Origin of the sequence: Paracoccus yeei ATCC BAA-599 (genome assembly GCF_000622145.1) — a bacterium.
Taxonomy (GTDB): Bacteria; Pseudomonadota; Alphaproteobacteria; order Rhodobacterales; family Rhodobacteraceae; genus Paracoccus; species Paracoccus yeei.
The window spans coordinates 37,289-62,198 of sequence record NZ_JHWH01000014.1 but is presented as its reverse complement, the minus strand read 5'-3'; the positions used below and the strand labels follow the sequence as shown (position 1 = coordinate 62,198).

The following is a 24,910-nucleotide window of genomic DNA, read 5'->3' as shown; positions in this document are numbered from 1 at the left end:
AGGGGCGCGGGCGGGCTTTGTCAGCGCCCGCCGGCGATATCCAGGATCGCGCCGGTGACATAGCCGGCCTGCGGCGAGGCCAGCCACACCACCCCCTCGGCCACTTCCTCGGCGCTGCCGGGGCGGCCCATCGGCACGGACCGCGCCAGCTTGCGCGGCCGGTCGGGGTCGCCGATCTCGGCATGGATGTCGGTCTCGATCAGGCCCGGGCGGATCAGGTTGACGCGGATGCCGTCGCCTGCCAGTTCCTTCGACAGGCCGTTCGTCAGCGCCTCGACCGCGGCCTTGGACGCGGCGTAATCCACATATTGCCCGCCGCCCCCCAGCCGCGACGCGGCCGAGCCGATGATGGTGATGCTGGCCGTGGGCTCGCCCGTGCGGCCCATGCGCCGCGCCGCCTCGCGGCAGGTCAGCAGCGCGCCGGTGACGTTCACGCGGATCACCCGCTCGATCCGGTCCAGCTCCATCTCGGCCAGCCGCATGGCGGGGGCGGCGATGCCGGCGTTGACGACCACCGCGTCCAGCCGCCCGAAGGCCGCCTCGGCCTCGTCGAAGACGCGGATCACGTCGGCCTCGACCGACACGTCGCCTTGTGACACGACAACCCGGCGGCCCAGGTCGCGGATGCGGGCGGCGGTCTCCTCGGCGGCGGCGCGGTCGCCGCGCCAGCTCAGCGCGATGTCCCAGCCGCGCTCGGCCGCCATCAGCGCCACCGCGCGCCCGATCCCGCGCGAGCCGCCGGTCACAAGCATGGTTCCGGGCTTGGTTCCCGTCATGGTTCCGGTCATGGCAGATACCCCTCGAAGGTGATGTTCCGGGCAAGGCGCCGCGCCTCGGCCTCATCGGCGGGCGAACGGATGGTCCAGCACAGGACCGGCACGCCGCGCGCCGCCAGGGCCGCCACCGCCGGGTTGGCAAGGTCCGTGTGGTCGTGCGAGACGAACCCCGCCCCCACCCGGTCGAAATCGGCGATGGCCGCCAGATGCGCGCGGGTGTCCGCGTCCAGCATCGGCCAGTCCGCCGCGTCATAGGCGCAGGTGGTCAGCCCGACCGCGACCTCCGGCGCGGCCTCGTGAAAGGCGGCGATGACATGCGGGTTGAAGGACATGACCGCCACGGGCCCGTCATAGCCCCGCAACGCCTCGGCCACCCTGCCGGGCAGGGCGCCCACATCCGGGCCCGAGGCGATGGTCGGGTCCTTGATCTCGATCAGCAGGGGCACCCGGCCCGCGACCGCGTCAAGCATCTCGCGCAGCGTCGGGATGGTCTCCTGCGTCTCAAGCAGGTGCAGCCTGGCCAGCTGCGCCGGCGTGCTCGCGGCGACGGTGCCGTTCTCGATATCGGTCAGCCGGGCCAGTTCGTAGTCGTGAAACACCATGGGCGTATCGTCAATGGCGCGCTGGATGTCGCATTCGATGCCGTAGCCGGCGGCGATGGCGGCGCGGAACGCCGCCATGCTGTTTTCCGGCACGCCCGGCCCATGCAGCCCGCGATGGGCGATGGGCCGGTCCAGGAAACCCCGATGCAGGCCCATCATGCGATCTCGAAGATGGCCTCGATCTCGACCGCGACGCCCCGCGGCAGCGAGGGGGCCGAGACGGCGGCGCGGGCATGGCGGCCCTTGTCGCCGAACACCTCGACCATCAGGTTCGAGCAGCCGTTGATCACCTCGGGCTGGTCGGTGAAGGTCGCGGTCGAATTGACGAAGCCGCCCAGCTTGACCACGCGCGCCACCCGGTCCAGCGACCCCAGCGCCGCCCGCGCCTGCGCCAGCAGCGACAGCCCGCAGCCGCGCGCGGCCTCGGCGCCCTGCTCGACCGCCAGGTCGTCGCCCAGCCGGCCCTTCAGCGCCGAGATCTGCCCCGAGACGAACAGCAGGTTCCCCGAAATCACCCAAGGCACATAGTTCGCCGCCGGCGCCGGCGCCTCGGGCAGGGTGATGCCCAGTTCGGTCAGTTTGCTTTCGATGCTCATGAAGTCCCTCTAGTTGCTGATGGCGGCGCGGAAATCGCGCAGGGTGTCGCGCCAGGTGGCCAGCGCGTCCTCGAAATTCTTGCGCCCCAGGCCGTCCTCTGCAAGCCCGATATCCATTTCCAGATAGGGCTGGCCCTCGTCCGTCAGCACGACCTTGCCGAAGGGATGGTCGCGGTTCCAGCCGTTCGCGTCCTCGGGCGTCATCGGGCTGGTCAGGGTAAAGCCGGTGACGAACTGCATGCGCCGGCACAGGGGCGCGCAATCGTAGAAATAGACGTTGAACAGCGTGCCGTCGATCTCGCTTTCCAGGGCGGCCAGGCCCTGCACGTCCCGTCCCCAGGTGACGGGCAGGCCAAGCTGGGACAGGATGGCGCCGATCTGGGCGGGATCGCCCAGCACCTGCCCCGGCATGGGGGCGGGCGCCGTCTGCAGGACGGCGGCGAACAGCAGGGCGGGCAGGACGAGCATGGACGGCTCCGCAAGGGGTTGGGCGGCCTATAGCCGCTTGCCCTTCAGGCGACCAGAGCCTCTGCGCGGGTCAGGTCCACGCTGACCAGCTGGCTGACGCCCTGTTCCACCATCGTCACCCCGAACAGGCGGTCCATCCGCGCCATCGTCACCGCATGGTGGGTGATGACCAGAAAGCGCGTCCGGGTGCGGCGGGTCATTTCGTCCATCAGGTCGCAGAACCGGGTGACGTTGGCGTCGTCCAGCGGCGCGTCGACCTCATCCAGAACGCAGATCGGCGCGGGATTGGCCAGAAAGACGGCAAAGATCAGCGCCAGCGCGGTCAGCGTCTGTTCGCCCCCCGACAAAAGGCTCAGCGTGCTCAGCTTCTTTCCCGGCGGCTGGCACAGGATTTCCAGCCCCGCCTCAAGCGGATCGTCGGATTCGACCAGCACCAGCCGCGCCTCGCCGCCGCCGAACAGATGGGTGAACAGCGTGGTGAAATTGCGGTTCACCGTGTCGAAGGCCGCCAGCAGCCGGTCGCGCCCCTCACGGTTCAGGCTGGCGATGCCCTGGCGCAGCTTGCGGATCGCCTCGGCCAGGTCGTCCTTTTCGGCGGCCAGCCGGTCGCGCTCGGTTTCCAGCTCCGCCTTGTCGTCGTCGGCGCGCAGGTTGACCGCGCCCAAGCCGTCGCGCTGCTGGCGCAGGCGCAGGATCTGCGCCTCGAGCGCGTCGAGGGCCGTCGCGTCGACCGAGCCCAGGCTTTCCAGCAGCGCCTGCGGCGTGGTCTCGGCATCCTCCAGGATGCGGGCGCGGGCCTGCGCCTCGGCCTCGGCCGCCGCCTCGGCGCGCGCCTCGCGGGCGGCGCGGGCCTCGCGCGCGTCCGATGCGGCGCGCTCGGCCTCGCGCTCGGCCTCGGCGGCAAGGCGCTGGGCCTGTTCGGCGGCGGACAGGGCGGCGCGGGCGCGGGTCAGGCGGGCGCTCGCCTGCGCCTCGGCCTCGGTCAGGACCGCGCGGCGCTCGGCCAGGACCTCGGGCTGGGCCTCGGCCTCCTCCAGCTCCAGGGCGCTGTCCTCGCGCCGGGCGGCCAGTTCGGCGGCGCGGGTGCCGGCCTGGTCCAGCCGCTGGCGCCAGCCGGCCACCTCGCGCGCGATCTCGGCCAGGCGCCGGGCACGGGCCTCGGCCTCGCGCCGGATCTCGTCCAGCGCGCCGCGCCGGGTCAGCGTGGCGATGCGCGCGGCCTCGACCCCCATGCGGGCATGGTCCAGCGCCTGGGCGGCGGCGGCGCGGTCGGGCAGATCGGCCAGCGCGCGCTCGGCCTCGGCCAGGCGGGCGCCGGCATCGTCCGCGTCGGCGCGGTGGCGCGCCAGTTCCGCGCGCGCCGCCTCGGCCCGGCCTTGCGCCAGAGACAGGTCGGATTCGGCGCGGGTCGCGGCACGGGCGGCGTCCGACAGGCCGCGCTCGGCCTCGCGCCGCAGGTCGCGGGCGCGCTTCTCGGCCTCGGTCGCGGCGGCGTGCCGTTCGGTGCACGCCCGGTGTACGGCCTGTGTACGCTCGGCACGGGTCCGGGCGGCCTCGGCCTGGGCCGACAGCTCGGCCAGCTGGTTCACCTTCTGCAGATGCAGCGCCGCGGCCGAGACGGACTCCCCCGCCATCACCCGCATCCCATCCCAGCGGAACAGATCGCCCGCCAGCGTCACCAGCCTTTGCCCCGGCGCAAGGCCGGGTTGCAGCGCGGCGCCGGTTTCCGCGTCGGGCACAAGCCCGACCTGCGCCAGACGCCGGGCCAGCGCGGCCGGCGCCTCGACATGCGGCGCCAGGGCCGGGACGGGCAGCGCCGGGCCGTCGCAGGGCGGCAGCGCGTGCCAACCCGACCCCTCGTTGACCAGCGCGGCCTGCAGATCGTCGCCCAGTGCCGCGCCGAAGGCCGTCTCGTGGCCGCGCGCCACCCGCACCAGGTCCAGGACCGAGCCGGTGCCCTGGCCGCGTTCGACCAGCCGGCGCAGCGCCGCCATCTCGGCCGCCAGCGCCGAAAGCTCGCCCTCGGCCTCGGCGCGGGCGGCGCGGGCCTCGGCCTCGGCGTCCTCCAGGGCGCTGCGCTCCTCCTCGGCGGCGGCCAAGGCCTCCTCGGCCAGTTCGGCGCGGGCGCGGGCCGCCTCCATCGCCGCCTCGGCGGCCTCCCGTGCGGCCTCGGCGCCGGTCCCGGCCCTGGACGCGGCGGCAAGCTTTTCCTCGGCCGCGACCGCCGCGCGGTCGGCGCGGGCCTGCATCTGGCGCAGGTCATGGACCAGCCGTTCGGCGGATTGATGGCGGGCGGCCAGCCGGGCGGCTTCGTCGGTCAGCTCGGCCAGCCGCGTCTCCACCAGGCGCAGCGCCTCGGCGGCCTCGTCGGCGGCCTCGCCGGCGGCAGCCAGACGGTCGTCGTGGCCCCGGCCGGCCTGCTCCAGATCCTGCCGTTCGGCCTCCAGCCGGGCGATGACCTCGCCCGCGTCGCGGTTCAGCCCCGCCTCGCGCTCGAGGTCGCGGTCAAGCTGGGCGATGCGCGCGACCAGCGTGCGGATCGCCTGGGCGGCGCGGGCCTCGGCCTCGTCCAGGGCCTCGCGCTCGACGGTGGCGCGCGACAGGATGGCGGCGGCGACCTGCTCCTCGTCCCGCAGCGGCGGCAGGGCGGCATCGGCGGTCTCGCGCGCGGCGATGGCGCGGCGGGCCTGCGCCTCGGCCCCGGCGGCGGCGCGCAGGGCATCCTGCAGCGCCTCGGCCGCGGCGGCGCGGGCCTGGTCGGCCTCGGCCCAACGGCGATACAGCAGCATCCCTTCGGTCCGGCGCAGGGCGGCGCCGATCTCGCGATAGCGGGCGGCGGCGCGGGCCTGCCGGGCTAGCGAGGCGGCCTGCGCCGACAGCTGATCCAGCGTGTCGTCCAGCCGCGCCAGGTTCGCCTCGGCGGCGTTCAGCTTCAGCTCGGCCTCGTGCCGGCGCTGGTAAAGGCCGGAAATGCCGGCCGCTTCCTCAAGGATGCGGCGGCGGGCCTTGGGCTTGGCGTTGATCAGTTCCGAGATCTGGCCCTGCCGCACCAGCGCGGGCGAATGGGCCCCGGTCGAGGCGTCGGCGAACAGCATCTGCACGTCGCGCGCCCGCACCTCGCGCCCGTTGATGCGATAGGCGGAACCCGCGTCGCGCGTGATCCGGCGCGAGATTTCCAGCGTGTCGCTGTCGTTCATCCCCGCCGGGGCCAGCCGCTCGGCATTGTCGATCAGCAGCGTCACCTCGGCATGGGCGCGGGCGGACCGGCGGGCGGTGCCGGCAAAGATCACGTCCTCCATCCCCTCGCCGCGCATGGCGGTGGGGCGGTTCTCGCCCATGACCCAGCGCAGCGCCTCGAGCAGGTTCGACTTGCCGCAGCCGTTCGGACCGACGACTCCGGTCAGCCCGTCGTGGATGACCAGGTCGGTCGGGTCCACGAAGCTCTTGAAGCCGTTCAGGCGCAGCCGGTCGAAACGCAAGGGGTCATCCCGATTGGATCCATGGGGGATTTTTCGCGGTTTCGGCCTCCTTAGTCAACCGCGCCCCCTAGATATCGGGTCCGCCGCGGTGTTATCCACAAGATTTGAGGATATTTTGACCGGAATCCCCCATGATCCCCGCGCTTGTCATCCTGCTTTCGTTCCAGCTTGCGGGCGAGATCGCCGCCCGCGGGCTGGGCCTGCCCGTCCCCGGCCCCGTGATCGGCCTGCTGCTGCTGGTCGCCAGCTGCAGCCTGCGCCCCCGCCTGGCCGAGATGCTGCGCCCCGTCACGCTGGGCCTTCTGGGCAACCTGTCGCTGTTCTTCGTGCCGGCGGGCGTCGGCGTCGTGGCGCATCTGGGCGAATTCCGCAGCGACGGGCTGGCCATCGCGCTTGCGCTGACCGTCTCGACCGCACTGGCCATCGCGGTGGCGGCGCTGGTCTTTGTCTGGGTCGTGCGCGCCACCGGAGGCCAAGGCGAATGACCGACGCGGGGATGATCTGGTCCTATCTGTCGCGCGGGCCGCTGCTGTGGCTGACGGCGACGCTGGTGGCCTACTGGCTGGGGGACCGCTTTTTCCGGGCGATGGGGCGGCAAAGCTGGGCCAACCCGGTGCTGGTCGCGGTGATCCTGCTGGCGCTGGTGCTGGGGGTGACGGGCACCGATTACCAGACCTATTTCGAGGGCGCGCAATTCGTCCATTTCATGCTGGGTCCGGCCACGGTCGCGCTGGGGATGCCGCTTTACGAAAACCTGCATCGGGTGCGCCGGGCGGCGCTGCCCTTGGCGGCGGCGCTGGTCGCGGGCTCGGTCACGGCCATCGCCTCGGTCCTGGCGATCGGGCATGCCTTCGGCCTGTCGCCGGTGATGATGGCCAGCCTTGCGCCGAAATCGACCACCGCCCCCGTCGCCATCGGCATCGCCGAGGGGCTGGGGGGTGAGCCGACGATCACCGCCGTCCTGGTGCTGCTGACCGGGATCTTCGGCGCGGTGATCGTGACGCCCCTGCTGAACGGGCTGGGCGTGCGCGACTGGCGCGCGCGCGGCTTTGCGGTGGGCGTGGCTGCGCATGGCATCGGCACCGCCCGCGCCTTCCAGGTGAACGAAACCGCGGGGGCTTTCGCCGGCATCGGCATGGGGCTGAACGCGGTCTTGACCGCGATCATCGCGCCCCTGGTGCTGCGCCTGTTCCAGTGACAGCAAAAAGGCCGCCCCTGGCGTGGGGCGGCCGAAAGCACGACAGATGTCGAAAGAGGGGCGATCAGGCCGCGTCGGCTTCCTCGGCGGCGTGGCGGCGTTCGGATTCCTCGCGCGACAGCGCGACCGAGGTGCGCACGCCCTTGGCCACGAACTCCATCAGGCCCTTGACCACACGTTCGTTCGGGTCGATGCCGGCGCAGGACAGAACCTCGCGCCCATCGCGCGACCGTGCCCAGCGTGCAATCTGATCAGGCCCGTTGCCATATTTTTTGTCATCCGCGATCGCATCGTCCAGGGCAGCCAGCACCACCGCGGCAAAAAGCTTGCGGGCGCGCTGTCCTTGTTCAAAATTGAAAGCCGAGCCATCCACGAAATCGCGCATTTTCTTTATCCTGTTATTCTTGCCAAACCGCATAGCGGCGGGGCCCCTGCCCTGCCGATGTTGATCGCCAGTCAATGGCGGCGCCTGTCGGGATTAGCCGATCCCGGGTCTGATTCGGTATGCCCTCACCCTCATGACAGCCATGCATAGCGCGCAAGGCGCGCGAAATCTGCGGATAACACGAAAATGATAACCGATTCACGACAACCAAACCCCTTCAGTCAGCCTTGACAACGCCGAAAGTCCGATCCGGTTGCCTTGGACCGCGTGGCTGGATATAGGGCCGGCTGATGGCGGTTCAACCCCGGACCGCCCGACTTTCCCGATATCAAGGTTTGCAGGATGGCCCGGATCAACGGCAATGAAATCAAGCCCGGCTTTGTGCTGGAACACGACGGGGGCCTGTGGGCCGCGGTCAAGGTCAACCACGTCAAGCCCGGCAAGGGCGGCGCATTCGCCCAGGTCGAGCTGAAGAACCTGCGCGACGGACGCAAGCTGAACGAACGCTTCCGGTCCGAGGACAAGGTCGATCAGGTCCAGCTGGAATTCAAGGACCAGCAGTTCCTGTATGAATCCGACGGCAAGCTGGTGTTCATGGACAGCGCCACCTTTGAACAGACCGAACTCGACGCCGACCTGCTGGGCGACCGCCGCCCCTTCCTGCAGGACGGCATGACCGCCGCCGTCGAATATTACGGCGACGAGCCCCTGTCCGTGCGCATCCCGCAGAAGGTCGTCTGCCGCGTGGCCGAGACCGAGCCGGTGCTGAACGGCCAGACCGCCGCGAAAAGCTTCAAGCCGGCGATCCTGGACAATGGCGTGCGGGTGATGATTCCGCCCTTCGTCGGCGCGGATGAAAACATCGTCGTGAACACCGAAACCTTCGAATATTCCGAACGCGCCTGATCCCGCCGGGGCATGGACCCCGGGACCGCTGCCGGGCGTTGTCCCGGCAGACCCCGGTCAAGGAGAAGTCTCGTGTCCCAGCCCCGTCCCAATGTCCGCCACGAGGATAACGGATCCTCGGGCCGCTATTCCGTAGCCCTGCCCGGCATCCAGGGCGAGGCGGAACTGACCTGGCGCGCCGCCGGCCCCGGAACCATCGTTGCCGATCACACCTATGCGCCCCCCGCCATGCGCGGCAGCGGCGCGGCGGGCGCGCTGGTGGACCGGCTGGTCCAGGACGCCCGCAGCAAGGGCCTGCGGATCGTGCCGGCCTGCAGCTATGTGCGCATCCAGTTCGACCGGCATCCCGACTGGGCCGATGTGCGTGCCGGCGCCTAGACGGCGCGCTGCTGCAGTTCCTCGCGCAGGACGTTCAGAAAGACGCGCGCCGCGGCGGTGGGCTCGCGCCCGCGCAGGGTGACGATGGCATAGGGCGTCACCGCCAGGTCTGGGGCGACCGGCAGGCGCAGGACGGGCCCGCGGTTTTCGGCCTCGAACAGCCGTGCCGCCGAGGTGGAGAGCACCCCCACCGCCGGCGAATGCATGACGAAGGCCAGCGTCAGCATCAGCGACCCCGTCGAGATGACCGAGGCCGGCAGCACCAGTCCCCGGTCCAGCAGATAGCGTTCGACCGTGGCGCGCAGCACGGTACCCGGCGGCTGCATGACCCAGTCGTGGGCCAGGCAGTCCGACAGGTCGCAGGGGCCACAGCCCAGCGGGTGATCCCGGCCCACGATCAGCGACAGGGGCTCGGGACCGATCGGCACCAGGTCGAAGCTGGCGGGGTCCAGCCGGTCGGGAACGCGGCCCAGATACAGGTCCAGTTCGCCGGCCAGCAGGTCCGCGGCCAGCCGGTCGCTGGAATCGACCTCGATGGTGACGCGCAGGTTCGGCTCGGACCGCTCGAGGCTGCGCACCACCGGCAGCACCAGCTCCAGCGACGGCCCCGCGACCGAGCCCAGCCGCACCGCGCCCAGCCGGCCGCGGCCGATGTCGCGCACCTCGCGCCCGGCGATATCCAGGTCGCGCAGCATGATGCGCGCACCCTCGGCCAGACGCTCACCGGCGGGGGTCAGGCTGACCCCCCGGCTGTGACGCAGCGTCAGATCGGCGCCCACGATCCGCTCCAGATCCGCCAGCATGCGCGAGGCGGCCGGCTGCGTCATGTTCATGATCGCCGCCGCCCGGCTGAGCTGGCCGCTGCGTTCCACCGCCACCAATAGCGCAAGCTGCCGCAGCTTGATCCCCCGAGAGATCAGTTCCTCGGCCGCGTCCCGGCTGCCTGCCATGCGTGCTTATCCCGATGTTAGCGCTAAGACATATCATGCCTGGTATATCGCGCCGCGCAAACCGAAATTGACGGTCGCAAGCGCGGCGGTCTAGCCTGTCAGACAAGCGGGGCGCGCACCGAGATGGCCGCATTCGCTGCGGATCGCGCAGGCGGCCCGCGAAGGGGGGAAAGCAGGCATGAGGGTCAAGAGGCGCCGCCGAGCGCCCGCTTCTGCCGTGCCATGAACGGGAGAAAACATGTTCAATCTTAGGAAACTTGCTGTCGCCACGGCTTCGGTCCTGGCGCTTTCGCTGCCCGGGATCGCGGCGGCCGAAGGCATGGTCGGGATCTCGATGCCGACCAAGACCTCGGCGCGCTGGATCGACGACGGCAACAACATGGTCAAGCAGTTCCAGGACGCGGGCTATCAGACCGACCTGCAATATGCCGACGACGACATCCCGAACCAGCTGGCCCAGATCGAGAACATGATCACCAAGGGCGTGAACGTGCTGGTGATCGCGGCCATCGACGGCACCACGCTGTCGAACGCGCTGGCCAACGCCAAGGCCTCGGACATCAAGGTGATCGCCTATGACCGGCTGATCCGCGACACGCCCGACATCGACTATTACGCGACCTTCGACAACTTCAAGGTGGGCGTCGAGCAGGCCAATACCCTGGTCGAAGGGCTCAAGGAGCGCTTCCCGGACGTCAAGCCCTGGAACGTCGAGCTGTTCGGCGGCTCGCCCGACGACAACAACGCCTTCTTCTTCTACGACGGCGCCATGTCGGTCCTGCAACCGATGATCGACGACGGCTCGATCGTGATCCCCTCGGGGCAGATGGGCATGGACAAGGTCGGCACCCTGCGCTGGGACCCGGCCACCGCCCAGTCGCGCATGGACAACATCCTGTCGGCGAACTACACCGACAAGCAGGTGAACGGGGTGCTGTCGCCCTATGACGGGCTCTCCATCGGCATCCTGTCCTCGCTCAAGGGCGTGGGCTATGGCTCGGGCGACCTGAAGATGCCGATCGTCACCGGCCAGGACGCCGAGGTCCAGTCGGTCAAGTCGATCCTGGCGGGCGAACAGTATTCGACCATCTTCAAGGACACCCGAGAACTGGCCAAGGTCACCGTCAGCATGGTCGACGCCATGATGAAGGGCGAAGAGCCGCAGGTGAACGACACCGAAACCTACAACAACGGCGTCAAGGTGGTCCCGTCCTACCTGCTGGAGCCGGTCGCCGTGACCGAGAAGAACCTCAAGGAGGTTCTGGTCGGCTCGGGCTACTACACCGAAGACCAGATCAAGTGACAAACCGGGATGCCGCCGCCAGGGTCGCGGCGGCATCCCCATCGCGAAGGGGGAAGCGATGGACGCCATTCTGGAAATGCGGGGCATCACCAAGGAATTTCCCGGGGTGAAAGCCCTCGACAACGTCAACATGACCGTCCGCCGGGGCGAGATCCGGGCGCTGTGCGGCGAGAACGGCGCCGGCAAGTCCACGCTGATGAAGGTGCTGTCCGGGGTCTATCCGCACGGCACCTACGACGGCGAGATCCTGTACAACGGCAAGCCCGTCGCCTTTCGCGGCATCCCCGACAGCGAGGCGCAGGGCATCGTCATCATCCACCAGGAACTCGCGCTGGTGCCGCAGATGTCGATTGCCGAGAACATCTTCCTGGGCAACGAGATCGCGACGCGCGGCGTGATCGACCGGCACGAGACGAACCGCCGCACCGCCGAGCTGCTGGCCAAGGTCGGCCTGCGCGAAAGCCCCGAAACCCGGGTGGGCGAGCTGGGCATGGGCAAGCAGCAGCTGGTCGAGATCGCCAAGGCGCTGTCGAAAAAGGTCGATCTGCTGATCCTGGACGAACCGACCAGTTCGCTGAACGAAAACGACAGCGATGCGCTGCTGCGCCTGCTGGCCAGCTTTCGCGACCAGGGCATGACGGCGATCCTGATCTCGCACAAGCTGAACGAGATTTCCCAGGTCTGCGACAGCATCACCGTGCTGCGCGACGGCGCGACCGTGGCCCATCACGACGGCATGGTCCCCGAGGCGCAGATCATCAAGGACATGGTGGGCCGGTCGATGAACGACCGCTATCCCCCCCGCGAACCGAAGGTCGGCGAGGAGGTGATGCAGGTCCGCGACTGGACCGTGGCCGATCCCGCGCGCGAGGGCCGGCTGATGGTCGACCGCGCCAGCTTCGACCTGCGGCGGGGCGAGGTGCTGGGCATCGCCGGGCTGATGGGCGCGGGCCGCACCGAACTGGCCATGTCGATCTTCGGCCGCAGCATGGGCGACTGGAAATCGGGCAGCGTGTCCATCCACGGCAAGCCCGTGGACCTGTCCGCCGTGCCCAAGGCCATCAAGGCGGGCCTGGCCTACGTGACCGAGGACCGCAAGTCGCTGGGCCTGGTGCTGATCGACACGATCCGCCGCAACATCCCGCTGGCGAACCTGCGCGGCGTCGCCCCGAAGGGCGTCATCGACCGCCACAAGGAAGGCCAGGTTGCGCGCGACTATCGCAAGCAGATCAACATCCGGTCGTCCTCCATCGACCAGGCGACGGTGAACCTGTCGGGCGGCAACCAGCAAAAGGTCGTGCTGGCAAAATGGCTGTTCTCGGGCCCCGAGATCCTGATCCTGGACGAACCCACGCGCGGCATCGACGTCGGCGCCAAGTACGAGATCTATACCATCATCCGCGACCTTGCGGCCGCGGGCAAATCCATCATCGTGATCTCCTCGGAAATGCCCGAGCTTCTGGGCATTACCGACCGCATCCTCGTGATGAACGAAGGCCGCCTGGTCGGGGACATGCCCACCGCCCAGGCGACCCAGGAACGCATCATGGAGATCATCATCACGTCGGGCCACACCCTGACCGAGGAAAACGTCACCCCCGAGGAAATCGAGGCCGAGGCCGCCCATGTCTGACACCATCGAAACCCGCCCCGGCGGCGACACCTTCGGCTTCATCCGCCGCAACATCCGCGAATACGGCATCCTGTTCGCGCTGATCATCATCATGGCGTTCTTTCAGATCGTCACGGGCGGCATCCTGTTCCGCCCGGTCAACCTGACGAACCTGTTCCTGCAGAACAGCCACATCGTCATCATGGCGGTCGGCATGCTGCTGATCATCGTCGCGGGCCACATCGACCTGTCGGTGGGGTCCATCGCGGCCTTCGTGGGCGCGCTTGCCGCGCTGATGATCGTGCGCATGGGCCTGCCCATCCCGCTGGTGGTGGTGCTGTCGCTGGTCGCGGGGGCGCTGATCGGCGCGGCGCAGGGCTATTGGATCGCCTATTGGAAGATCCCCAGCTTCATCGTCACCCTGGCTGGGATGCTGGTGTTCCGGGGCCTGACCATGTGGATCCTGCAGGGGCAAAGCATCGGCCCCTTCCCGCGCGAATTCCAGATGATCGCCTCGGGCTTCATCCCGGACCTGTTCGGACCGGACAAGCCCAACACCCTGTCGCTGGTCCTGGGCTGGGGCGCGGCCATCGCCATCCTGTGGCTGCAGATCCGCGCCCGCAAGCGCGAAGAGGCCGTGGGCATCGCGGACGAGCCCTTTGCCTTCTTCGCGGCCAAGAACGCGCTGATCTTTCTGGCGCTGGTCTGGATGACCTGGGCCCTGGCGAATTTCCGCGGGCTGCCCAACGTCTTCATGGTCATGGCGGTCCTGGTCGCGCTTTACGCCTTCATTTCGGAACGCACCACCATCGGGCGGCGCATCTATGCCATCGGCGGCAATGCCAAGGCGGCGAAACTGTCGGGCATCAACTCGGAACGGGTGGTGTTCCTGACCTTCGTCAACATGGGGATGCTGGCGGCCTTGGCGGGGATGGTCGTCTCGGCGCGGCTGAACTCGGCCACGCCCAAGGCCGGGGTCGGGTTCGAACTGGACGTGATCGCGGCCGTCTTCATCGGCGGCGCGTCCATGGCCGGGGGCGTCGGCACCGTGATCGGCGCCGTCGTCGGCGCCTTCATCATGGGCGTGATGAACAACGGCATGTCCATCCTGGGCATCGGCATCGACTATCAGCAGGTCATCAAGGGCCTGGTGCTGATGGCCGCCGTGATCTTCGACGTCTCGAACAAGAGCAAAGCATGACCACCTTCAAACCCGCCGAATGGCCGCGCAAGCTGCGGTCGCAGCACTGGTATGGCGGCAATTCGCGCGACACCATCTATCACCGCGGCTGGCTGAAGAATCAGGGCTATCCGCATGACCTGTTCGACGGCCGGCCCGTCATCGGCATCCTGAACACCTGGTCGGACCTGACGCCCTGCAACGGCCACCTGCGCGAACTGGCCGAAAAGGTGAAGGCCGGCGTCTGGGAGGCCGGCGGCTTTCCGGTCGAAGTGCCGGTGTTTTCGGCCTCCGAGAACACCTATCGGCCGACCGCGATGATGTATCGCAACCTCGCCGCCATGGCGGTCGAGGAAGCGATGCGCGGCCAGCCCATCGACGGGGCCGTGCTGCTTGTCGGCTGCGACAAGACCACGCCCAGCCTGATGATGGGCGCGGCCTCGACCGACATTCCGTCCATCGTCGTGACCGGGGGCCCGATGCTGAACGGCTGGTTCCGGGGCGAGCGTATTGGCTCGGGCACGCATCTGTGGAAGTTCTCCGAGGCCGTGAAGGCCGGAGAGATGACGCAGGAGGACTTCCTGGACGCCGAACAGGCGATGAGCCGGTCCTCGGGCACCTGCAACACCATGGGCACCGCCAGCACCATGGCCAGCATGGCCGAGGCATTGGGCATGGCGCTGTCCGGCAATGCCGCGATCCCGGCGGTGGACTCGCGCCGCCGCGTGATGGCGCAGCTGACCGGCCGGCGCATCGTGCAGATGGTCAAGGACGACCTGAAGCCCAGCGACATCCTGACCAGGCAGGCGTTCGAGAACGCGATTCGCTGCAACGGCGCCATCGGCGGGTCGACCAACGCGGTGATCCACCTGCTGGCGCTGGCGGGCCGGGTCGGCGTCGACCTGACGCTGGACGATTGGGACCGCTGCGGCCGCGACATTCCGACCATCGTGAACCTGATGCCTTCGGGCCAGTACCTGATGGAGGAATTCTTCTATGCCGGCGGCCTGCCCGTGGTGCTGAAACGCCTGGGCGAGGCGGGCGTCCTGCACCGCGACGCGCTGACCGTTTCAGGGGAAACGATCTGGGACGAGGTGCGCGAGGCCCGCAACTGGAACGAGGACGTGATCCTGCCGGTCGAGCGCGCGCTGACGCCCCAGGGCGGCATCGCGGTCCTGCGCGGGAACCTGGCGCCGGGCGGCGCGGTGCTGAAGCCTTCGGCTGCAAGCCCCCACCTGCTGCGCCATCGCGGCCGGGCGGTCGTGTTCGAGGACATCGACGACTACAAGGCGCGGATCAACGACGATGCGCTGGAGATCGACGAGACCTGCGTCATGGTGATGAAATACTGCGGTCCCAAGGGCTATCCCGGCATGGCCGAGGTCGGCAACATGGGCCTGCCGCCCAAGGTGCTGAAAAAGGGCATTACCGACATGGTGCGGATCAGCGACGCGCGCATGTCGGGCACCGCCTATGGCACGGTCGTCTTGCACACCTCGCCCGAGGCGGCGCGGGGCGGGCCGCTGGCTATCGTGCGGACCGGCGATTTCATCGAACTGGACGTGCCGAACCGGCGCCTGCACCTGGACCTGAGCGACGAGGAGATCGCGCGGCGGCTGGCCGAATGGGTGCCGCCCGCGGCCCCGCCCGCCAGCGGTTACGCCCGCATGTTCCACGATCATGTCGAGGGGGCCGACACCGGCGCCGATTTCGATTTCCTGAAAGGATGCCGCGGACGCGAGGTGGGACGTGACAGCCATTGATCTGGCCATCATCGGTTTCGGCAAGATCGCCCGGGACCAGCATCGCGCGGCGCTGGACGCCTCGCCCGTGTTCAACCTGGCTGCCGTGGTCGACCCCGTCGCCCGGCCTGAGGGGCTGACCGCCTATCCCGAGATCGGCGCCCTGCTGCGCCAAAGCCCCCGGGTGCAGGCGGTGTCGCTGTGCACGCCGCCGCAGGTCCGCTTTGCCGTGGCGCGGCAAGCCCTGCTGGCGGGCAAGCACGTCCTGCTGGAAAAGCCGCCCGGCACCACGGTCAGCGAGGTGATGACCCTGCAAAGGATCGCCCGCGACCAGGGCCGGGTGCTGTTCGCCGCCTGGCACAGCCAGTTCGCGCCGGGAATACCGGGCGCCAAGGCCTGGCTGGCGGACAAGCGGATCACCCGCATCACCGTCACCTGGCGCGAGGACGTGCGGCGCTGGCACCCGGGCCAGGACTGGATCTTTGCCCCGGGCGGCACCGGCGTCTTCGACCCGGGGATCAACGCCTATTCCATCCTGACCCATATCCTGCCGGTCGCGCTTTACACCACCGGGGCCGTGCTGGAGTTCCCCGAGAACCGCGACACGCCGATCGCCGCGCAACTGACCATGCTGACCGAGGAAGGCGCGCCGGTGGACCTGGACTTCGACTTCCGGGAAACCGGGCCGCAGACCTGGGACATGCAGATCGACACCGACCGGGGCCGGCTGGACCTGTCCCAGGGCGGCGCGACCGTGGTGATCGACGGTCAGGCCATCGCCAGCGAAAGCTCTCTGTCGGGGGAATACGACCGCATCTATGCCCGCTTTGCCCAGCTGATCCAGCGCGGCACCAGCGAGGTGGACCTGGCCCCCTTCCGCCACGTCGCCGATGCGATGATGCTGGGCCGGCGCATCCAGACCGAAGCCTTCTCATGGTAAGGCCCGACTGGATCGCGGTCGACTGGGGCACCAGCCGGCTGCGCGCCTGGGCCATGGCGGGCGGGCAGGTGCTGGAGGCCCGCGCCTCGGACCGGGGCATGGGCGCGCTGACCCCGGACGGGTTCGAGCCCGCCCTGCTGGAACTTGCCGGCGACTGGCTGGGGCGGGCGACGCCCGTCATCGCCTGCGGCATGGTCGGGGCCCGCACCGGCTGGGCCGAGGCCGAATATCGCGCCGTCCCCTGCACGCCCCTCGACCCGTTGCGCGCCACACGGCCGCCCGTGCGGGACGCGCGGCTGGACGTCCATATCCTGCCCGGGCTGATGCAGTCCGATCCCCCCGACGTGATGCGGGGCGAGGAAACCCAGATCGCCGGTTTCCTGGCCGAGACCCCGGATTTCGCCGGCACGCTGTGCCTTCCCGGCACGCATTGCAAATGGGTCCGCGTCGAAGGCGGCCGCGTCACCGCCTTTCGCACCTTCATGACCGGAGAGCTTTACGCCCTGCTGTCGCGCCAGTCCGTCCTGCGCCTGACCATCGGCGAGGCCGCGGCGGATGCGGCCGCCTTTCACCGGACGCTGGCCGAGGTCGCGGCCGACCCCGGCCTTGCGCAGGCGGGGCTGTTTCCGCTGCGGGCGGCCGCGCTGCTGGACGGGCTTTCGCCCGAGGCGGCGGCCGGGCGGCTGTCCGCCCTGCTGATCGGGGCCGAGATCGCGGCGGCGCGGCCCCTGTGGCAGGGCGCCCGCGTGGCGGTGATCGGGGCCGAGGGGCTGGCCGGGCTTTACGCAGGGGCATTGACGCAGCGGGGTGCCGACGCCTACCAAAAGGACGGCTCGGCCCTGGTCCTGACCGGACTGACCGCCGCCGCCGCCGCATTGCTGAGGACCGAATGACCCAACCCATCATCGCCATCCTGCGCGGCCTGACCCCGGCCGAGGCCATTCCCGTGGGCACCGCCCTGATCGAGGCCGGCATCGACCGGATGGAGGTGCCGCTGAACTCGCCCGATCCGCTGGAAAGCATCCGGCTGATGGCCACCCGCTTCGGCGGCCAGGCCACCGTGGGCGCGGGCACCGTGCTGAGCCTGCCGGACGTGGGCCGTGTCGCGGACGCGGGCGGGCGGATGATCGTGTCCCCGGACATGAACCCCGAGGTGATCCGCGAAACCCGCCGGTTGGGGCTGGAAAGCTATCCGGGCGTCTTTACCGCCACCGAGTGTTTCCGCGCCATCGCCGCCGGCGCGACCGGGCTGAAGCTGTTTCCCGCAGGCCAGGCGGGGCCCGGCCTGCTGCAGGCCTTGCGCGCCGTCCTGCCGCCCGAAATCCCGGTCTATGCCGTGGGGGGCGTCGGGCCGCAGAACTTTGCCGACTGGTTCGCCGCCGGTGCCCAGGGCTTTGGCATCGGCACCTCGCTTTACCGGCCCGGCGACACCCCCGAGGACGTGGGCGCGCGCGCGCGCGAGATGGTTTCGGCGCTGCGATCCCTGGCATGAGACATACGCTCTTCGATCCGCGCATCTGCACCCTGGGGGAAGGCGCGCTGTGGCACCCCGAACGCGGCCAGGCCTTCTGGTTCGACATCCTGGGCAAGCGGCTGCTGAGCCGGCATCAGGGGCGCGAACTGTCCTGGCAGTTCGACGAGCCCGTCTCGGCCGCGGGCTGGATCGACCGCGACAGCCTGCTGATCGCCAGCGCCAGCGCGCTTTTCCGCTTTCACCTGGGCAGCGGCGCGCGCGAGCCGCTGGTCGCACTGGAAGCGGACAGGCCCGGCAACCGCTCGAACGACGGGCGGGCCGATCCCTGGGGCGGCTTCTGGATCGGCACGATGGGGCTGGACGCCAGCCCCGGCGCGGGCGCGATCTATCGCTGGTTCGACGGCCGGCTGGAGCGGTTGCGGGACGGCATGGACATCCCCAACGCCATCTGCTTCGACCCCGCCGGGCGGCATGCCTATTTCGCCGACACCGCGCGCCAGATCGTCTGGCGCCAGCCTCTGGACGCCCGCGGCTGGCCGGTGGGCGAGCCTGCCGTCTATCTGGACCTGACCGGCACCGACCAGCACCCGGACGGCGCGGTGACCGACGCGCGCGGCAATTTCTGGAACGCGCGCTGGGGCAGCGGCACGCTGGTCTGCCACGCGCCCGACGGCACCCGGATCGACAGCGTCACCCTGCCCTCGGCCCAGGTCAGCTGCCCGGCCTTCATCGGGGAAAACCTGGACCGCATCCTGGTGACCAGCGCGGCAGAGGGGCTGGACGGCGCGCAGGACGGCCGCACCTGGCTGGTCCTGCCCGACGGCGCCCGCGGCCTGGCCGAGCCCCGGGTCAGGCCATGACCGCCACGGACTTCGGCACCCTGCCCGACGGTCACCCCGTCCGGCGCGTCACGCTGTCCGCGCATGGGCTGACGGCCTCGGTCATCAGCTGGGGCGCCTCGCTGCAGGATCTGCGGCTGGACGGTATCGCCCAGCCGCTGGTCTTGGGCTTTCCCGAACTGGCCCCCTACCTGGCCGAAGGCCGCTATTTCGGCGCCATCGTCGGGCGCTGCGCCAACCGCATCGCGGGGGGCCGGGCGGTGCTGGACGGCAAGGCGCTGACGCTGGACCGCAACGAACGCGGCCGCACGACGCTGCACGGGGGCTCGGACGGGACCGGACAGCGCAACTGGATCATCGCCGACCAGGGGCCGGATTTCGTGGCCCTGTCGGACCGCCTGCCGGACGGGCACATGGGCTTTCCCGGCGCGCTGCTGGTGCGGGTGACCTATCACCTGCTGCCCGGCCCGGCCTTGCGCATCGCCGTCCTCGCCAGCGCGACCGAGGACACGTTCTGCAACTTCGCCCAACACAGCTACTTCAACCTGGACGGCCGCCCGACCGTCGCCGATCACCGGCTGACCGTCCCCGCCGACACCTATCTGCCGGTGGACGACGACCTGATCCCGCTGGGCCCGCCCGCCCCGGTGCAGGGCACGCATCTGGATTTCCGCCAGCCCGCGCGGCTGGGCGACCGGCTTCAGGGCCCGCTGATCGACCATAACCTGTGCCTGGGCACGCGGCGGACGATGGCGCCGCGCCGCGCCGCCACCCTGCGCGCCCGGTCGCTGCAAATGACCATCGATTCGACCGAGCCGGGCTTGCAGGTCTATGCCGGCGCCCTGCTGCGTCCCGGCGCGCCCGGCCTGTCGGGCCAGGTCTATGGCCCCCACGCCGGCATCGCGCTCGAATCGCAGCTGTGGCCCGATGCCCCGCATCATCCCGACTATCCTTCGGCCGTGCTGGGAATGGGCCAGGTTTATCGCCAGACGACCACGCTGGGCTTTGCCCGCGTGCGAGGCGGTTGACGCAAGCCCCCCATTCGTCCGAAATACCGGGGCAGGAGGGCCGATGAAGGCAGCGTTACACACCGACCAGCGGCCCCAGCCGGCCTGCCCCGCCGCCGACCCCGACCTGCCGGCGGCGGCCCAGATGCATGCCCTGCTGCGCCGCCGGATCGTGACCGGCGACCTGCAGCCCGGCATGCGGCTGTCGGAACAGGACATCGCCGACCAGTACGACCTCTCGCGCCAGCCCGTGCGCGAGGCCTTCATCCGCCTGGCCGCCGAGGGCCTGCTGGAGGTGCGGCCCCAGCGCGGCACCTTCGTCACGCGCATCAACATGGACTGGGTGCTCGACACCCGCTTCATCCGCGAGGCGACCGAGGCCGACATCGTGCGCATCGCCACCCGCATGGCCGGTCCCGCCGAGGTCGGCCGGCTGCGCGCGATGATCGACCGGCAGGCCGCCGTGGACCCTGGCGACCCCGCCCGGCTGGTCGCCCTGGACGAGGAGTTCCACGCCGCCCTGGCCGCCATCGCCGGCAAGGCGCTGGTCGGCGTCCACCTGCAGGGGCTCAAGATCCACCTGGACCGCGTACGCCACCTGCTCTCGGCCGTGACCCCGGCCCAGGTCATGGTGGACCAGCACCGCGCCATCGTCGATGCCATCGCAAGCCAGGACCCCGACATGGCCGAGGCGACCATGCGCCTGCACCTGCGCCGCGTGTTCGAGGACCTGCCGGCGGTGGTCCGGCTGTCGCCCGAACTGTTCGACCGGGCCGAGCCCGGGCTGGCGCGGATGCATTACGACCTGTCGATGAATGTCTGACCGCTTCAAGGGGGAAACCGGATGACCGACCTCTCGACGACCGTCATCGGGCTGGGCTCGATGGGGCTTGGCGCCGCGCTGTCGCTGGCCCGCGCCGGCATCCCGGTCACCGGGCTCGACCTCGACCCCCAGCCAGGCCGGGACCTGGCGGCGGCCGGGGGCCGGGTCGCCACGACACCGGCCGAGGCAGTGCAGGACAGCGACGCGGTCTTCGTCTTCCTGGTCGATGCCGCCCAGACGCGCCGCGTGCTGTTCCAGGGTGGCGCGGTCGCGGCGGCCCGGCCCGGCACCGTCTTTGTGCTCTGCCCGACCATGCCGCCCGACGACGCGGTGGCGATCGCCGCCGACCTCACCACGGCAGGGATGTTCGCCATCGACGCGCCGGTCTCGGGCGGGGCCGCTAAGGCACGCGAAGGCGCGATCAGCATCATGGCCTCGGGGCCCGAGCAGGCCTTCCGGCGCATCCAGCCGGCGCTCGACGCCATCGCGGCGCGGGTCTTCCGCCTGGGCGAGGAACCCGGCGCCGGCAGCCGGATGAAGCTGATCAACCAGCTTCTGGCCGGTGTCCACATCGCCGCCATGGCCGAGGCGATGGTCCTGGCCGCGAAATCCGGCCTGGATCTGGCGACGGTGCAGGATGTGATCGCGGAATGCGCCGGCAACAGCTGGATGTTCCAGAACCGCGGCCCGCAGGTGGTCCGGGGCGACTACACGCCCTTCTCGGCGGTGGACATCTTCGTCAAGGATCTGGGCATCGTCACCGACGCGGCCCAGGCGCTGGACACGCCCACCCCGCTCGCCACCGCCGCGCTGGCGCTTTACCGCGAGGCCGCGCAGGCGGGCCTCGGCCGCCAGGCCGACGCCTCGGTGGCCAGGATCCTGGCCCGCAAGGCCAAGGCCCGGCTGCCGGGCGACCCCGCCTGATCTTCACCGTTTTCCAAATACCCACGCCAGCCGCGCCACCGGCGCCGCGCCGTCAGACCGCGCGCAGCACCGGCAACCAGCCCAGGCTGTCCTCTGTCGCCCCGACAGGCCGGTATTCCGCCCCCAACGACCGATCCCATCCCAGATCGCGCAGCACGCCGCAGATATGGCGATAATCCAGCTCGCCATGATCCGGCGTGCCCCGGTCGGGGACCGAGGCGATCTGCACATGCCCGATGACCGGCAGCAGCGCCCGCAGCCGCCGCGAAAGATCCCCCTCCATGATCTGCAGGTGATAGCAGTCGAACATCAGCTTCAGGTTCGCGTGCCCCGCCCGTTCGATCAGCCGCGCCGCCTGGTCCGAGCCGGTCAGGAAGTAACCCGGCGCGTCATGGCGGTTCAGCGGCTCGATCAGGATGGTCAGGTCGGGCGCCGAACGGCAGGCATGGTCCAGGTTCGCCAGGAACACCGCCTCGGCCGCCGCGCCCTCGGCAAAGCCCGCCATGACATGGATGGCGCCGCAGCCGATGGCGCGGGCATAGGCGATGGCGCGGTCGATCTCGGCCCGCGCCTCGGCCTCGCGGCCCGGCAGCGCAGAAAGCCCGTTTTCGCCCAAGGCCCCGCGCAGGGTGTTCAGCCCCAGCATCGGCAGGCCGGTGTCGCGCAGGGCGGCCGCGACCTCGGCCGGGTCGGCGTCATAGGGCCAGTGGCATTCGACGGCATCGAAGCCCGCCGCCGCCGCGGCGCGGATCGCCTGCGGCAGGGGCAGGTCGGCCCAGAGAAAGCCCAGGTTGGCGGAAAACCGCATCGCATTTCCCCATGGAAAAAGGGCGGCGGGTCGCCCCGCCGCCCGATGTCAGGCCCGCACGCGCTGGGTCTGTTCGCCCAGACCCTGGATCCCCAGGCGCATGACCTCGCCGCCCTTCAGATAGACCGGAGGCTTCTGCCCCATGCCGACGCCGGGGGGCGTGCCGGTCGTGATCACATCGCCCGGCAGCAGCGTCATCAGCCGCGAGCAATAGGCGACCAGCGCCGCCACGCCGAACACCATCGTCTTGGTCGAACCGTCCTGATAGCGCTTGCCGTCCACCTCGAGCCACATCGACAGGTCCTGCGGGTCCGGCACCTCGTCGCGGGTCACAAGCCAGGGGCCGATGGGACCGAAGGTGTCGAACCCCTTGCCCTTGTCCCAGGTGTTGCCGCGCTCCAGCTGCCATTCGCGTTCGGACACGTCGTTGACCACGCAATAGCCCGCGACATGGTCCAGCGCCTCGGCCTCGGACACCTGTCGCGCGGTCTTGCCGATGACCACGCCCAGCTCGACCTCCCAGTCGGATTTCCGCGAGCCGGGGGGCAGCACCACGTCGTCGTCCGGGCCGACGATGCAACTGGTCCATTTGCTGAAGACGACCGGCTCGGACGGCACGGCCATGCCGCTTTCGGCGGCGTGGTCGGCATAGTTCAGGCCGATGGCGATGAACTTGCGCACCTGCCCCACGCAGGCGCCGATGCGGGGCGAGCCCTCGACCACGGGCAGGCTGGCCGGGTCCAGCGCGGCCAGCCGTTCCAGCCCCTCGGGGGTCAGCACGTCGCCCGCGATGTCTGGGACCTGGCCCGACAGGTCGCGGATCCGGCCATCGGCATCCAGCAGGCCGGGCTTTTCCTGGCCCTCGGGGCCATAGCGCAAAAGTTTCATCTGTCCTCCTTGAGTTTCCGTTCCGACTGTTCCGAAGAAATCGCGATGGCGGAAGTCCTGATTGCCGCAATTCTCTTTCGCCGCCCCGAGAGCCAAAGCAGCACGCCCCCGGCGATGATGACCATCGCACCCAGCAGCGTCGAGGCGCCCGGCACCTGGTGAAAGACCACATAGCCGCCGATGGTCGCGAACAGTAGCTGCAGATAGACCACCGGCGCCAGGACCGAGGCATCGGCCATCCGGTGCGCCAGCGTCACCAGGCTGTGCGAACTGGCGCCGAACAACCCGATCAGGCACATCATCAGCACGACCAGCGGGCCGGAGGGCTCCTGCCATTGCCAGAAGGCCAGGGGCGCCAGGAACAGTGTGGCGATGCCGCTGGCCCAGATCTGCTGCGTCGCCGTCGCCTCGCGCGCCAGCATCCGCGACAGGATGAAATAGACCGAGGTGCAGATGCATGACCCCAGCGACAGGAAAATCGCCCAGTGCAGTTCCGCGTCCCAGGGCGAGACGACGATCAGCACGCCCAGAAATCCCAGCAGGATGGCGGCGAACTGCATCAGCCCGACCCGTTCGCCCAGCAGCGGCACCGCCAGCAGGGTCACGATCACCGGGCTTGCGAACATGATCGCGGTGACGGTCGTCAGCGGCAGATAGCTCAGCGCGACGAAGTTCAGCCCCGTGCTGCCCAGCAGGCACAGCGAGCGCGCCAGCTGCAGCCGCGGATCGACCGAGCGCAGCACCCCGAGCCCCTGCCGGGGCAGCGTCACCGCCAGCGTCGCGACCAGGTGCCCGGCATAGCGCACGAAGGCCACCTGCAGGGCCGCAAGCCCCGTGCTCATCAGCCATTTTGCGGTCGTGTCCAGCGTTGCGAACAGCGCCACGGCGGTCGCGAACATGACGATGCCGCCCAGGGTGGCGTTGCGCCTCATGGTGCGGCCTCTGTCGGGCCGCTGCTGCGGTCCATCCTGTCCTGCCCCGTTTCCTCGCGGAAATGGTCCCTGATGTTGTCGATCATCGCCCCCAGATGGGCCGCAACCTCGGTCTTGATCGCGTCCACGTCGCGCGCGGCCAGCGCGGCGTGGATCGCCCGGTGCTGGCGCAGCACCCGGTCCCGGGACAGCTTGCGCCGCGCCGACAGATAGCGCGCCCGCCACAGCCGCGCCATATAGGCGCCGTGGGTGTCCGCAAGCGCCGCATTATGGGCGGCGGCGACGATGGCGGAATGGAACTGCATGTCCAGTTCGAACACGTCCAGGGTGTCGGCCTCGCCATAGATGGCCTCGATCCGGTCCTTCAGCGCGCCGATGCCGGCGATCTCGGCCTCGGTCGCGCGCTGGCAGGCCAGTTCGCCCGACAGCAGTTCCAGCGCATGCAGCACCTGGATCTGGTCGATGATCTCGGTCAGCGAGGGATCGGCCACGACCGGGCTGCGCAGCGGGCGCAGCACCACCAGCCCCTCTTTCGCGAGGATCCGGATCGCCTCGCGCATGGGGGTGCGGGACACGCCCTGGCGTTCGGCATTGTCGCGTTCCTTGATCGGCGCACCGGGGGGCAGGTTGCCGCGCAGGATCTCGCGGCGCAATTCATGGGCGATGGCCGCGGCAAGCGTGTCCTCGGTCACCGGCGCAT

26 protein-coding genes are annotated in these 24,910 nt (G+C 69.9%); 15 read left to right on the top strand and 11 right to left on the bottom strand.

Annotation, left to right across the window (positions count from 1 at the left end):
• Positions 1–20: 20 nt before the first annotated feature.
• Genes BU28_RS0109100 through BU28_RS0109080 form a run of 5 tightly spaced genes read right to left on the bottom strand, consistent with a single transcriptional unit; the run spans position 21 to position 5,921 of the window.
• Entirely contained in the window at positions 21–788 is a 768-nt protein-coding gene (locus BU28_RS0109100) for an SDR family oxidoreductase (protein WP_233145042.1), read from the bottom strand.
• Positions 785–1,537, bottom strand: a complete 753-nt coding sequence (locus BU28_RS0109095) for a glycerophosphodiester phosphodiesterase family protein (RefSeq protein ID WP_028719203.1) — start codon at positions 1,535–1,537, stop codon at positions 785–787. The genes BU28_RS0109100 and BU28_RS0109095 overlap by 4 nt, the downstream gene beginning before the upstream one ends.
• The gene (locus BU28_RS0109090; protein WP_028719202.1) at positions 1,534–1,974 is read right to left on the bottom strand and encodes a RidA family protein; all 441 of its coding nucleotides are present in this window, start codon (positions 1,972–1,974) and stop codon (positions 1,534–1,536) included. Before BU28_RS0109090 ends, BU28_RS0109095 begins: the two co-directional genes overlap by 4 nt.
• 9 nt (positions 1,975–1,983) lie before the next feature.
• Positions 1,984–2,442 (bottom strand): YbjN domain-containing protein, encoded by a 459-nt coding sequence (locus BU28_RS0109085; RefSeq protein WP_028719201.1) that lies wholly within the window; start codon positions 2,440–2,442, stop codon positions 1,984–1,986.
• Positions 2,443–2,486: 44 nt separating this feature from the next.
• On the bottom strand, positions 2,487–5,921 hold the full coding sequence (locus tag BU28_RS0109080) for a chromosome segregation SMC family protein (RefSeq protein WP_028719200.1): 3,435 nt from the start codon (positions 5,919–5,921) through the stop codon (positions 2,487–2,489).
• Positions 5,922–6,052: 131 nt separating this feature from the next.
• Between BU28_RS0109080 and BU28_RS0109075 the strand changes: the two genes are divergently transcribed.
• Together BU28_RS0109075 and BU28_RS0109070 are read left to right on the top strand one after the other, a co-directional pair.
• Complete coding sequence (locus BU28_RS0109075; RefSeq protein ID WP_028719199.1) at positions 6,053–6,406, top strand: CidA/LrgA family protein; 354 nt, start codon at positions 6,053–6,055, stop codon at positions 6,404–6,406.
• The gene (locus BU28_RS0109070) at positions 6,403–7,119 is read left to right on the top strand and encodes an LrgB family protein (RefSeq protein WP_028719198.1); all 717 of its coding nucleotides are present in this window, start codon (positions 6,403–6,405) and stop codon (positions 7,117–7,119) included. The genes BU28_RS0109075 and BU28_RS0109070 overlap by 4 nt, the downstream gene beginning before the upstream one ends.
• Positions 7,120–7,183: 64 nt before the next feature.
• Here BU28_RS0109070 and BU28_RS0109065 read toward each other — a convergent pair whose 3' ends face one another.
• A complete protein-coding gene (locus BU28_RS0109065) occupies positions 7,184–7,504 on the bottom strand; it encodes a DUF6280 family protein (RefSeq protein WP_024842734.1) in 321 nt (106 codons plus the stop codon).
• A gap of 342 nt (positions 7,505–7,846) precedes the next feature.
• On the opposite strand from BU28_RS0109065, the gene efp reads away from it, so the two are divergent.
• Together efp and BU28_RS0109055 are read left to right on the top strand one after the other, a co-directional pair.
• Positions 7,847–8,410 carry an elongation factor P gene (gene efp / locus BU28_RS0109060; RefSeq protein ID WP_028719197.1) on the top strand — a complete coding sequence of 188 codons (564 nt, stop codon included), beginning with the start codon at positions 7,847–7,849 and terminating at the stop codon, positions 8,408–8,410.
• A gap of 72 nt (positions 8,411–8,482) precedes the next feature.
• A complete protein-coding gene (locus BU28_RS0109055; protein ID WP_028719196.1) occupies positions 8,483–8,788 on the top strand; it encodes a GNAT family N-acetyltransferase in 306 nt (101 codons plus the stop codon).
• On the opposite strand, the gene BU28_RS22485 is transcribed toward BU28_RS0109055, so the two are convergent.
• Complete coding sequence (locus BU28_RS22485; RefSeq protein WP_051578076.1) at positions 8,785–9,738, bottom strand: LysR family transcriptional regulator; 954 nt, start codon at positions 9,736–9,738, stop codon at positions 8,785–8,787. The two genes, BU28_RS0109055 and BU28_RS22485, sit on opposite strands and share 4 nt — an antisense overlap.
• Before the next feature lie 238 nt (positions 9,739–9,976).
• Here BU28_RS22485 and chvE point away from each other — a divergent pair, with 238 nt between their 5' ends.
• From chvE to ltnD, 11 genes are read left to right on the top strand one after another with little or no spacing between them, the layout of a single operon-like run.
• Positions 9,977–11,041: a multiple monosaccharide ABC transporter substrate-binding protein gene (chvE, locus tag BU28_RS0109045; protein WP_028719195.1), complete on the top strand. Its 1,065-nt coding sequence runs from the start codon at positions 9,977–9,979 to the stop codon at positions 11,039–11,041.
• Positions 11,042–11,099: 58 nt separating this feature from the next.
• Positions 11,100–12,674, top strand: coding sequence for a multiple monosaccharide ABC transporter ATP-binding protein (mmsA, locus tag BU28_RS0109040; RefSeq protein WP_028719194.1), 1,575 nt, complete (start codon positions 11,100–11,102; stop codon positions 12,672–12,674).
• Positions 12,667–13,854 (top strand): multiple monosaccharide ABC transporter permease, encoded by a 1,188-nt coding sequence (mmsB, locus tag BU28_RS0109035; protein WP_028719193.1) that lies wholly within the window; start codon positions 12,667–12,669, stop codon positions 13,852–13,854. The genes mmsA and mmsB overlap by 8 nt, the downstream gene beginning before the upstream one ends.
• Positions 13,851–15,596 carry an L-arabinonate dehydratase gene (gene araD / locus BU28_RS0109030; RefSeq protein WP_028719192.1) on the top strand — a complete coding sequence of 582 codons (1,746 nt, stop codon included), beginning with the start codon at positions 13,851–13,853 and terminating at the stop codon, positions 15,594–15,596. Before mmsB ends, araD begins: the two co-directional genes overlap by 4 nt.
• Entirely contained in the window at positions 15,583–16,515 is a 933-nt protein-coding gene (locus BU28_RS0109025) for a Gfo/Idh/MocA family protein (protein ID WP_028719191.1), read from the top strand. Before araD ends, BU28_RS0109025 begins: the two co-directional genes overlap by 14 nt.
• Positions 16,509–17,408: a 2-dehydro-3-deoxygalactonokinase gene (locus BU28_RS0109020; protein ID WP_028719190.1), complete on the top strand. Its 900-nt coding sequence runs from the start codon at positions 16,509–16,511 to the stop codon at positions 17,406–17,408. The genes BU28_RS0109025 and BU28_RS0109020 overlap by 7 nt, the downstream gene beginning before the upstream one ends.
• Positions 17,405–18,007, top strand: coding sequence for a 2-dehydro-3-deoxy-6-phosphogalactonate aldolase (locus BU28_RS0109015; protein ID WP_028719189.1), 603 nt, complete (start codon positions 17,405–17,407; stop codon positions 18,005–18,007). The genes BU28_RS0109020 and BU28_RS0109015 overlap by 4 nt, the downstream gene beginning before the upstream one ends.
• Positions 18,004–18,849: an SMP-30/gluconolactonase/LRE family protein gene (locus BU28_RS0109010; RefSeq protein WP_028719188.1), complete on the top strand. Its 846-nt coding sequence runs from the start codon at positions 18,004–18,006 to the stop codon at positions 18,847–18,849. Before BU28_RS0109015 ends, BU28_RS0109010 begins: the two co-directional genes overlap by 4 nt.
• Positions 18,846–19,856 (top strand): aldose epimerase family protein, encoded by a 1,011-nt coding sequence (locus BU28_RS0109005; RefSeq protein WP_028719187.1) that lies wholly within the window; start codon positions 18,846–18,848, stop codon positions 19,854–19,856. Before BU28_RS0109010 ends, BU28_RS0109005 begins: the two co-directional genes overlap by 4 nt.
• A 43-nt stretch (positions 19,857–19,899) precedes the next feature.
• Positions 19,900–20,658 carry a GntR family transcriptional regulator gene (locus BU28_RS22480; RefSeq protein WP_081791327.1) on the top strand — a complete coding sequence of 253 codons (759 nt, stop codon included), beginning with the start codon at positions 19,900–19,902 and terminating at the stop codon, positions 20,656–20,658.
• 21 nt (positions 20,659–20,679) lie between these two features.
• Complete coding sequence (gene ltnD, locus BU28_RS0108995) at positions 20,680–21,582, top strand: L-threonate dehydrogenase (protein WP_028719186.1); 903 nt, start codon at positions 20,680–20,682, stop codon at positions 21,580–21,582.
• A gap of 52 nt (positions 21,583–21,634) precedes the next feature.
• Here the strand turns inward: ltnD and BU28_RS0108990 are convergent, their stop codons facing one another.
• Genes BU28_RS0108990 through BU28_RS0108975 form a run of 4 tightly spaced genes read right to left on the bottom strand, consistent with a single transcriptional unit; the run spans position 21,635 to position 24,902 of the window.
• Positions 21,635–22,390, bottom strand: a complete 756-nt coding sequence (locus tag BU28_RS0108990) for a hydroxypyruvate isomerase family protein (RefSeq protein WP_028719185.1) — start codon at positions 22,388–22,390, stop codon at positions 21,635–21,637.
• 48 nt (positions 22,391–22,438) lie between these two features.
• On the bottom strand, positions 22,439–23,278 hold the full coding sequence (locus BU28_RS0108985; protein ID WP_028719184.1) for an ureidoglycolate lyase: 840 nt from the start codon (positions 23,276–23,278) through the stop codon (positions 22,439–22,441).
• On the bottom strand, positions 23,275–24,210 hold the full coding sequence (locus tag BU28_RS22475) for a DMT family transporter (protein ID WP_051578074.1): 936 nt from the start codon (positions 24,208–24,210) through the stop codon (positions 23,275–23,277). The genes BU28_RS0108985 and BU28_RS22475 overlap by 4 nt, the downstream gene beginning before the upstream one ends.
• On the bottom strand, positions 24,207–24,902 hold the full coding sequence (locus BU28_RS0108975) for a GntR family transcriptional regulator (protein WP_036762479.1): 696 nt from the start codon (positions 24,900–24,902) through the stop codon (positions 24,207–24,209). The genes BU28_RS22475 and BU28_RS0108975 overlap by 4 nt, the downstream gene beginning before the upstream one ends.
• Between the last annotated feature and the right edge of the window lie 8 nt (positions 24,903–24,910).